This window comes from Salinivibrio sp. MA427 (genome assembly GCF_001996115.1).
GTDB classification, from domain to species: domain Bacteria; phylum Pseudomonadota; class Gammaproteobacteria; order Enterobacterales; family Vibrionaceae; genus Salinivibrio; species Salinivibrio costicola.
In genome coordinates this window covers 1-2,371 of sequence record NZ_MUFH01000342.1, presented here as the reverse complement: position 1 = coordinate 2,371, position 2,371 = coordinate 1, and the positions used below count along the sequence as shown (strand labels likewise).

At 51.2% G+C, this 2,371-nt stretch carries 4 protein-coding genes; 3 read left to right on the top strand and 1 reads right to left on the bottom strand.

Going from position 1 to position 2,371, the window contains the following annotated elements:
* From BZG79_RS14255 to BZG79_RS14245, 3 genes are all read left to right on the top strand, one after another.
* A partial coding sequence (locus tag BZG79_RS14255; protein WP_347336597.1) for a biopolymer transporter ExbD occupies positions 1 to 142 on the top strand: 142 nt, incomplete at its 5' end.
* The gene (locus BZG79_RS14250) at positions 139 to 771 is read left to right on the top strand and encodes an energy transducer TonB (RefSeq protein ID WP_077677361.1); all 633 of its coding nucleotides are present in this window, start codon (positions 139 to 141) and stop codon (positions 769 to 771) included. The genes BZG79_RS14255 and BZG79_RS14250, both read left to right, overlap by 4 nt.
* Positions 771 to 1,943 carry a tetratricopeptide repeat protein gene (locus BZG79_RS14245; protein ID WP_077774728.1) on the top strand — a complete coding sequence of 391 codons (1,173 nt, stop codon included), beginning with the start codon at positions 771 to 773 and terminating at the stop codon, positions 1,941 to 1,943. The genes BZG79_RS14250 and BZG79_RS14245 overlap by 1 nt, the downstream gene beginning before the upstream one ends.
* A 226-nt stretch (positions 1,944 to 2,169) precedes the next feature.
* Here the strand turns inward: BZG79_RS14245 and BZG79_RS14240 are convergent.
* Positions 2,170 to 2,371: cold-shock protein (locus BZG79_RS14240; protein ID WP_206779503.1), on the bottom strand; the 202-nt coding region annotated here is incomplete at its 5' end.

The window sequence follows — 2,371 nt, the reverse complement described above, 5'->3', positions numbered from 1 at the left end:
CTTATTGCTGGATAAACCGGATGCGTCTTTGGTGATTCAGGCTGATGAACTGGCGTATAATGGCACGGTCGTCAAGGTGATGGATGCGGCAAAAGGGGCGGGTATTGGCAGTATTGCGTTGGCAACGGAGTCACCGCAATGAAGCGATGGTTGATTTCAATGCCGGTGGCGTTGGTGTTTACTTTAGGGCTTTTTATGTTGATGGCATTGATGGTAGGTCATAGCAGTCAACGTCCGAAGGAAACATCGTCGTCAACGCGCATCGATATTTTTATGCAAGAGCCGGATACCAAGGTGCAGCGTCGCCAGCGGACTGTGCCAGAGCGGCCTAAACCGCCCGAAGTGCCTGACACACCCACGCCGGTGACGCAGACGCAATCGCAGTCTACCTCATCACCACAGCCTGATATGCCTAATTTGGATCTGCAAAGTGGGATCCAAGGGGTGATGGTACAAGCGCCTTCATTGGGTGAGCTAAATCTGAATACCGGCCCCAATAACCAACAAGCGATGCCATTGTTCCGGGTGGAGCCCAATTACCCGCCGCGTGCGATGCGCCGAAACTTAGAAGGCTATGTGGTGGTGCGTTTTACCATTGCTCCATCGGGTCGCCCGCAAGATTTAACAGTGGTTGATGCCAATCCACCGCGTGTGTTTGAACGTGAGGCATTACGTGCCCTACGGAAGTGGAAATACGAGCCGAAAGTGGTCGACGGTAATGCGGTGGCGCAACCCGGGCAACAGGTCAAATTGGAGTTTAATTTACGCTGATGTGGAAAAGACTATTTATTGGCGCGTTGCTATTGATGTCGGTGCCTGCTGCCGCGCAGCTTTCGCCATCGGTGGCACGCGCGATTGAAAAAGCACAAACCCTTGAGCAAGATGCAAAACTGGGTGAAGCCATTGCGCTGCTCGATAATTTGAGTGTCAGTCGGGCGTATGACAAAGCGTTTGTGGATCGCTCATTAGGGGTGTTTTATTGGCAATATGGCAATAATGACCAAGCCATTGTGCATATTCAGCGTGCGGTGGACAGTGAGCAGCTGCAAGATGCACAAGCGTGGCAAACCAAGCGCATGTTAGCCGATTTATTGCTGATCGATGGCCAGTATGCGTCGGCGCTGCAATATTACTACCCGTTGGCTCGCGCGATCCCCAAAGAAAAGGCGGATCAAAATGAAGATGTGTGGCTGCGCATTATGCTGGCACATTATCAGCGCGAACAGTGGAGCCAGGTATTAAAGGCGTATCCCGATTATCAAGGTGTGGTCACAAGCACTGCCAGTGTATCGGCCTTATCACTTAWATTAGGGGCTCAGCTTCAGCTTGAGCAATGGCGTGGTGCCACACCGACGCTGAAAGCGTTGATTAAGCGCGAGCCTGACAATAAGCAGTGGTGGCGGCAACTGGCCGGAAACTATGTGCGATTGCAACAGCCAAAAGAGGCAATTAGCACTTACTTACTGGCGCAGCGCCAAGGCATTACCCTTGAGCCAAGCGAACAGCGTACGGTTGCCCAGCTCTATGCCAATGAGGGCGTACCAGAGCGTGCGGCGCAATGGCTAAAACGTTTACCCGCCTCAGAGCAAGATGCGCAAACGCTGGCGCAACAGGCAAGCCTTTGGCAGCAGGCTCGGGAATGGCCACAAGCGATCGGGGCATGGAAACAGGCGGTGACAAAAGACAGCCAATACCACTGGCAACTCGCGTTAATGCAGATCCAACAAGGTGAGTATCAGCAAGCGCTTACTTCGCTTGAGCATGCTGATAAAGGGGCCTCGGACAAAGATATTGCGTTGGCAAAAGTCCAAGCTCACTACAAGCTGAAGCAGTATGAGCAGGCACTGAAACAAGCGCGTCTTGCCAAACAGATTGCGCCGGATGATGCAGTAGAAAGCTGGCTGACCTTTTTGAAAAAGCGTCAACAAATGCAGAAGAGCTAAAAATACAGCAAAGCTAAGCGGCCAAGCGTTCACGGGTGAAGCGATAATGATGCGAGGCGATTATAATACCAAGTGAAAAAACAACGCTAACTAACAAAAAGCCCCAGCCAGGCAGTATGCCAAATGGCTGGGGCTTTTTGGTTTTGTGTCGATATACGGGCTATTCCCGAATCATAGACACAAAAAAAGGACGCCTAGGCGCCCTTTATCAATCAGACTCGGTTTCTTATGCTACAGAAACGTCAGACGCCTGTGGGCCTTTTTGGCCTTGCTCAACGGTGAAGTTCACACGTTGGCCTTCAGTTAGGGTTTTGAAACCGTCACCAACGATAGCACGGAAGTGTACAAACACGTCCTTTTCACCGTTGTCACGAGTAATGAAACCGAAACCTTTCTCTTCGTTAAACCACTTTACGATACCAGTTGCT

What these genes read in the sequence shown, in the direction of transcription:
- BZG79_RS14250 (WP_077677361.1), top strand. Translation starts at nt 139, where the DNA reads ATGAAGCGATGGTTGATTTCAATGCCGGTGGCGTTGGTGTTTACTTTA.